General features: G+C 61.3%; 4 protein-coding genes and 1 pseudogene. 3 read left to right on the forward strand and 2 right to left on the reverse strand.

Annotation, left to right across the window (positions count from 1 at the left end):
* Positions 1-22 precede the first annotated feature (22 nt).
* The gene (locus QZ522_RS07535) at positions 23-3127 is read right to left on the reverse strand and encodes an efflux RND transporter permease subunit (RefSeq protein ID WP_294609258.1); all 3105 of its coding nucleotides are present in this window, start codon (positions 3125-3127) and stop codon (positions 23-25) included.
* A gap of 24 nt (positions 3128-3151) precedes the next feature.
* Positions 3152-4228, reverse strand: coding sequence for an efflux RND transporter periplasmic adaptor subunit (locus QZ522_RS07540; protein ID WP_294609263.1), 1077 nt, complete (start codon positions 4226-4228; stop codon positions 3152-3154).
* 193 nt (positions 4229-4421) lie between these two features.
* Between QZ522_RS07540 and QZ522_RS07545 the strand changes: the two genes are divergently transcribed.
* The 3 genes and pseudogenes from QZ522_RS07545 (at position 4422) to pgk (ending at position 6919) form a co-directional block, all read left to right on the forward strand.
* Positions 4422-5084 (forward strand): TetR/AcrR family transcriptional regulator, encoded by a 663-nt coding sequence (locus QZ522_RS07545; protein ID WP_294609261.1) that lies wholly within the window; start codon positions 4422-4424, stop codon positions 5082-5084.
* A 356-nt stretch (positions 5085-5440) separates the two neighbouring features.
* A pseudogene (locus QZ522_RS07550) lies at positions 5441-5608 on the forward strand (hypothetical protein); the annotation flags it as partial.
* Positions 5609-5647: 39 nt separating this feature from the next.
* Positions 5648-6919 (forward strand): phosphoglycerate kinase, encoded by a 1272-nt coding sequence (gene pgk, locus QZ522_RS07555; RefSeq protein ID WP_294609265.1) that lies wholly within the window; start codon positions 5648-5650, stop codon positions 6917-6919.
* The last annotated feature ends 322 nt before the right edge of the window (positions 6920-7241 follow it).

The following is a 7241-nucleotide window of genomic DNA, read 5'->3' on the forward strand; positions in this document are numbered from 1 at the left end:
TCTGCCCCGACACGCCTGGCGCCTACTCACCCCGCCGGGCCCGGCGCACGAGGCGGGTGACGACCATGAAGAACAGCGGCACGAAAACCACCCCCAGAACCGTGGCCGAAACCGTACCGCCAAGCACGCCCGAGCCGATCGCGTTGCGCCCGCCAGAGCCTGCGCCGGTACTCAGCACCAGCGGCAGCACACCCAGCGAAAACGCCATCGAGGTCATGATGATCGGGCGGAACCGTTGGCGCGCCGCTTCGGCCACCGCTTCGATCACCCGCTCGCCCGCCTCGTGGCGCTCGCGCGCAAATTCGACGATCAGGATCGCGTTCTTGCCGGTAAGCCCGATCACCGTCAAAAGGCCGACCTGAAAGAACACCCCGTTGTCGAACCCGCCAAGCCACGCGCCGCTCAGCGCGCCAAGCACCCCGATCGGCATGGCAAGCATGACCGCGAAGGGAATCGACCAGCTTTCATAAAGCGCCGCCAGCGACAGGAACACCGCCGCGAGGGACAGCGCATAAAGCAAGGGGGCCTGGCTTCCCGACTCGCGCTCTTCGAGCGACAGCCCGGTCCAGGCGATGTCGTAACCCGGCCCAAGCTGGGCCACCAAACGCTCCATCTCGGCCATCGCATCACCGGTCGAGGTGCCGGGTGCGGGCGCACCCTGAATTTGCATCGAGGGGATGCCATTATAGCGATAAAGCCCCTGAGCGCCGTAATCCCAACGCCCCTCTGAGAAATTCGAGAACGGAACCAAACCGCCACTGGCATTGCGCACCCGCCATTTGTCGATGTCGCTCGGCACCGCTCGGGCCTCGGCGTCGCCCTGCACATAGACCCGCTTGATGCGGCCCTGATCAATGAAATCGTTCACATAGCTGCCGGCCCAGGCGATGCGCAGCAACTCGCCTACTGCGGTGGGGGTAAGACCCATGGCCCCGGCCTCGCGCCAGTCGATATCAAGATTGAACTGTGCCGCATCCGCAAGGCCATTGGGCCGCGCCGAGGCGATCAACGGGCTTTGCGCCGCCATCCCAAGAAGCTGGTTGCGCGCATTCAAAAGGTCGTCATGGCTCTGACCGCCTCGCGCCTGAAGGTAAAAGTCAAAGCCCGAGACATTGCCAAGCTCGATCACCGAGGGCGGCACCACCGGGAACACCATCGCGTCGCTGATCTGGCTGAAGGCGCCGAATGCGCGCCCCGCCAGCGCCTGCACGCTTTGGCCGGGGTTGGGCCGCTCATCCCAGTCTTTGAGTTTAACAAAGCCAAGGCCCATGTTCTGGCCGCTGCCTGCAAAGCTGAAGCCGACGACGCCAAAGACCGAATCCACCACCTCGGATTCTTGCGTGAGGTAATAGTCCTCGACCTGTTTGACGACCTCAAGCGTGCGCTCTGCGGTGGCGCCGGTGGGGGTCTGGATCAGGGTAAAGAGAATGCCCTGATCTTCGTCCGGCAAGAACCCGGTCGGCGTGCGCACGAACATGAACGCCATGAGAACGGCCATGCCAAGATAAAGTACAAACACCCGCAGCGGGCGGCGCACCGTCCAGCGCACCGTGCCGGTATAGCCGGTGGTGAGGCTCGAAAACCCGGCGTTGAACCAGGCAAACGGCCCGCGTTTCGGCGCATGATCCTTCGCCCGGAGCAAGGACGCGCAAAGCGCCGGCGTCAGCGTCAAGGCCACCACCACCGACAGGGCCATGGCCGAGACAATGGTGATCGCAAACTGTTGATAGATCACCCCGGTCGAGCCGGGGAAGAAGGCCATCGGCACGAAGACCGCCGACAGCACAAGGGCAATCCCGACCAGCGCGCCGCTGATCTGACTCATGGATTTATGCGTGGCCTCGCGCGGGGAAAACCCCTCTTCCTCCATGATGCGTTCGACGTTTTCGACCACCACGATGGCGTCATCCACCAACAGCCCGATGGCCAGCACCATCGCCAGCATGGTAAGCGTGTTGATGGTAAACCCCGCCGCCGCCAGCACGCCGAAGGTGCCAAGCAAGACCACCGGCACCGCCAGCGTCGGGATAAGTGTCGCACGCAGATTTTGCAGGAACAGGAACATCACAAGGAAAACAAGGCCGATCGCCTCGAACAGGGTTTTCACCACCTCTTCGATCGAGATCGTCACGAACGGCGTGGTGTCATAGGGAATGACGTATTTGACACCTTCGGGAAAGAAGCGCGCAAATTCGACCATCCGCGATTTGATCTCTTGTGCGGTATCAAGCGCATTCGATCCCGGTGCCAGGGTAATCGCCATCCCGGCGGCCGGATCGGTGTTGAACCGCGCCGTGGTGGCATAGTTTTCCGCCCCGATTTCAACCCGCGCCACATCGTCAAGCAACACCAGCCCGCCGTCGGTTTCCGCACGCAGAACGATCTGGCGGAAATCCTGCGGCGTGCTCAACAGCGATTGCGCAGTGATCGTCGCGTTAAGCTGTTGGCCCTCGACCGTGGGGCGGGCCCCGAACGCACCTGCGGAAATCTGGGCGTTCTGCGCCGATACGGCCGCCACCACATCCGACGGCGTCAATTCGAAGGCCGCAAGCTTGGCCGGGTCAAGCCAGATCCGCATGGCATATTGCCCGCCAAACACATTGACCGAGCCGACGCCCTGAATACGGCTCAACTCGTCCACCAGGTTGGAGACGAGGTAATCCGACAAATCCACCTGTTCCAATGAATTATCGGTCGAGATAAGCCCGATCACCATCAGGAACCCGGCCGAAGATTTCTCGACCGTGATACCCTGACGCTGCACGATCTCGGGCAAAAGCGGCGTCGCCTGGCCAAGCTTGTTTTGCACCTGCACCTGCGCGATATCGGCGTCGGTGCCGGTCTCGAAGGTCAGCACGATCTCCGCACTGCCCGACGAGGTCGAACTTGACGAGAAATAGCGCAACCCATCAAGACCGGTCATTTGCTGTTCGATCACCTGGGTGACCGTATTGGCAACCGTATTGGCCGACGCACCGGGGTAATTCGCCGAGATCGTCACCGAGGGCGGCGCGATCTGCGGGTATTGCGCAACCGGCAAAAGGCGGATTGCCAGAACGCCGATTCCCATCAACAGGATCGAAATGACCCAGGCAAAGACGGGGCGATCAATGAAAAAACGTGCCATGCTATGCGACCCTCGGCCTTTGGATTATTCAGAGGGCGCGCTTGCGGCGGCGCGCTCTTGCGGGGCTACGGTTGCCCCCGGCGCGGTTTTCTGAAACCCCGCCACGATCACTTGGTCGCCCGCTTCAAGGCCGCTCTCGACGACCCAGTCGCTCGCGCGGTCCTGAAGGATGGTAATTTCACGGGCCTCGATCACGCCGTCGCCATTGACCACCCAGGCAAGCGGACGCCCGCGCCGGTCGCGGATCACCCCCTCTTGCGGGACAAGAAACACGTTGTCGGCCACCTCGACAGGCATATCGACCTGCACATACATCCCCGGAAGCAACAGCATGTCGGGATTGGCAAACTGCATCCGCAGGGTGACCACCCCGGTTTGCGGATCGACATTCGGCTCTGCCGCCTTCAGCTGGCCGGTCTCGCCAAAGTTCGACCCGTCCGCCAGCGTAAGACGCACCGTGCCATCGGCCCCGGCAAGAGCGCGCTCGGTTTCGCCGCGCCGCCAGCGCAGCAGATCGGCCGCCGATTGCGTCACATCCACATAGACCGGGTCGATCTTGCGGATCACCGCCAGCGGCTCGGCCTGGCTGGCGGTCACCAATGCGCCCTGGCTTGTCTGCGACAGACCGATCCGCCCCGAAAGCCGCGCGCGGATGGTGGTGCGCGACAATTCGATCTCGGCGGAATTCAACTGAGCGCGCGCCAGTTCAAGCCCGGCAGAGGCAGAATCGCGGGTGGCAGTCGCCTCGTCCAGTGCCTGTTCGCTGGCGACATTGCGCGCCTGCAACTCTTGCAGGCGCACCGCCTCGCGCTCGGCAGACCGCAACTGGGCCTCGGCCTGCGCAACCCCGGCACGGGCCTGTCGCACACTCGCCTCATAGGTGGCCACGTCGATCTGGTAAAGCGGGGCGTTCACCTCGACATCGGCGCCCTCCTCAAACATCCGCTCGGTGATGATGCCGTTGACCTGCGGGCGCACTTCCGCCTCGGCAGAGGCCGCGACGCGCCCCGGCAGGGTCGAGGTCAAGGTCACGCTCTGGGGCTGAACCGTCACCACTGTGACCGAGGTCGGACCCTGCGATTGCTGTGCGAGCGCGGTCATGGGGGCAAGGGCCAGGCAGGCCGCCAACGACACAAAAAAACGCGAGACTGAAGCCATGATGACCCCTTTCAGGAATTAAGTGTTGGTGCAAATGCGTCCGGGCATTTATAAAACTCTTTAGTACCGTAAATATGACGCCGTTTGGAAAAGCAAGCCCGATCAGTGCGAAACCGTGCGTAAAGGAGCAGTCAAAATGTGCCAAACCCCCAAAAATGAGGCAGAGACGGCCGGATTTCGACGCGGCAGGCCGGTTGCCCTGAGCGCCGAAGAGCGCCGGACCGAGATTTTTGCCGCCCTCGAATCAATTTACGAGGATGCGGGCCTTGACGGGGCCACGATGGATTGCCTTGCGAAACGCGCGGCGATGTCCAAGCGCACGCTCTATTCGATGTTCCCGAGCCGCACCGCGCTATTGCGCGCCTATCTGCATCAGGTCGGCGATGATTTTATCCGCCCGCTCACCGCCGAAGACCGCACCCTGCCGATTGCCGAGCGTCTTGAGAGGATCTTGTCGCAACGTCCGCGCCAACAGGGATGCGGCCTTCCGCTTGAGGTGCTGCGGCTCATCATTACCGAAACCCCGGCAATGCGCGATGTGGGGCGGGAACTTGTCGACCGGATCATCGCGGTCGATCACCGAATTATCGCCGATGAGCTTGACCTTGGCGTCGCGCGCGGCGAAATCGCGATCGAGGATACCATGCAGGCCGCAGCGCTCCTGCTGGACATGATACGCCCCTGGCCGCTTGAATCCCTGCTTGATCCGGCGCGTCTGCCAACCCCCCTGATGATGAACGAAAGGCGCAGCCTTGCGATCCGGGTTTTCCTGAATGGCTTCACCACGAACCGGGATTGAAGCCCCCTGGAATACCCTGCCCGCCGCGCTTTCGACGCATCAAGGCCGAAAACGACCGAAATCGGGTTGTCGCGCCCAAACCCCGCCGTATATTACCAATGATCGACTGAAACGGTCTGGAAACGTGCCCACTCTAGTGGCGCCCGGCTGCTCAGCTTGACAGGGATGGACGGAACAGGGGCACGATACATATGGACACCGCCGGTAGCTTTCTGCCGATAATTGCGGCGCTGCCCTTTTTGGGCGCGCTGTTTCCGGGGCTGATGATTCAGGCAGGGCGCAACACATGCGCCGCCTTCACCGCCGCCCCGACGATTCTTGCCCTTGTGCTGTTGTTGATCTGCGTGCCTGCGGTGATGCGGGGAGAGGTGCTTCAGTTTCAGCTTGCCTGGCTGCCCGACCTTGGGCTGAACGTCAATTTCATGCTCGACGGGCTTGGCCTTTTGTTTGCCGGGCTGATCCTCGGCATCGGCCTTTTGATCATCCTTTATGCGCGGTTCTACCTCTCGCGCGAAGATCCGATGGGTCAGTTCTACACTTATCTGCTGTTGTTCCAAGGCGCGATGGTGGGAATTGTCCTTTCCGACAACATCCTGCTTTTGCTTGTGTTTTGGGAACTTACCTCGCTGTCATCCTTCCTTTTGATCGGCTATTGGAAGCACCTGCCAGAGGGTCGTCAGGGCGCGCGCATGGCCCTTGTCGTGACCGGCACCGGCGGGCTGGCGATGATCGCGGGGATGCTGATCCTTGGCAATATCGTCGGCAGCTACAACCTTACCGACATTCTGGCGCAGGGCGGCACCCCGATCCTATTGGCGCATTTTGGCCGACCCAAGGGCAAAGTGGTCCCTGAAATGTCCCTACGCCCCCTGCTAGGCGCGCTGGAAACCGCCTTCAATGCCCCTGTTGCCTTCTGTGCCGACTGCCGCGGCCCCGCCGCCGAAGCCGCTGTTGCGAGCCTGCAACCCGGTCAGGTCCTCTTGCTGGAAAACACCCGCTTCCACCCCGGCGAAGAAAAGAACGACGCCGCTCTGGCCGCTGAAATGGCGCAACTGGGCGACATCTACTGCAACGACGCCTTCTCCGCCGCCCACCGCGCCCACGCCTCAACCGAGGCCCTGGCCCAGTTGCTTCCCGCCTGCGCTGGCCGCCTGATGCAGGCCGAACTTCAGGCCTTGGAAAGCGCCCTTGGCGCCCCTAAACGCCCCGTAACGGCCGTTGTCGGCGGCGCCAAGGTTTCGACCAAGCTGGAGCTCTTGGGCAATCTGGTAGAGAAGGTTGATTACCTGATCATCGGTGGCGGTATGGCCAATACCTTCCTGGTGGCGAAAGGCCTATCGGTGGGCGTCTCTCTGGCAGAACGGCTGATGAAAGATACTGCGGCCAAGATCATGGCCAAGGCCGAAAGCACGGGCTGCAAGATCATACTGCCCAGCGACGTCGTCGTCACAGAAAAATTTGAATCCCACGCGCCGCATCAAGTCCTGCCAACAGATCAATGCCCAGACAATAGCATGATCCTAGACGCAGGTCCGGAGAGCGTGAAAGTGATCATTGAAATCTTTGAACAGAGCAAAACCCTGATCTGGAACGGTCCGCTTGGCGCCTTTGAATTCGAGCCCTTTGATGCGGCCACGAATGCAGCCGCTCTCAAAGCCGCCGCCCTGGCCCGTGCAGGCCAGCTCATCGCTGTTGCAGGAGGAGGCGATACCGTCGCTGCACTGAATGCTTCTGGTGCGGCTGGGGACTTCACTTATATCTCCACAGCGGGCGGTGCCTTTCTGGAATGGATGGAAGGCAAGACTCTGCCTGGTGTTGCCGCGCTGGAAAGCTGAGTTCTCCAGGCTCGTTGCTGAGCCTCTGCCACATATACGGGACCAAAAACCACGCCGCCGATCAGAGATCTTCTTTGGTCGGCGGTTCTTTTCTTGGGGCTATCCCTCTGCTCGCGCGCGAAAATTTCCTAACAAAGTGTTAACAGAAAAAATTCTATCCCCTTGGAGACAAAAGGGGATTCACAAAGCGAATCACTTGTGCCATAACAGGGTCAGAGGCTGGAACAACTGGCCCGATAGCAGACTTGAGCAGTAAACATACAGGCACTTCCATTGACCCGAAGCAACAGGCCTTCCCTAGGTTCGTTTACCTTTTTCGTCG

Source organism: uncultured Roseovarius sp. (assembly GCF_913054395.1).
Classification (GTDB): Bacteria; Pseudomonadota; Alphaproteobacteria; order Rhodobacterales; family Rhodobacteraceae; genus Roseovarius.

What these genes read in the sequence shown, in the direction of transcription:
- QZ522_RS07540 (WP_294609263.1), bottom strand. Translation starts at nt 4,228, where the DNA reads ATGACCGCGCTCGCACAGCAATCGCAGGGTCCGACCTCGGTCACAGTG.
- QZ522_RS07545 (WP_294609261.1), top strand. Translation starts at nt 4,422, where the DNA reads ATGTGCCAAACCCCCAAAAATGAGGCAGAGACGGCCGGATTTCGACGC.
- QZ522_RS07535 (WP_294609258.1), bottom strand. Translation starts at nt 3,127, where the DNA reads ATGGCACGTTTTTTCATTGATCGCCCCGTCTTTGCCTGGGTCATTTCG.
- pgk (WP_294609265.1), top strand. Translation starts at nt 5,648, where the DNA reads ATGGTGGGAATTGTCCTTTCCGACAACATCCTGCTTTTGCTTGTGTTT.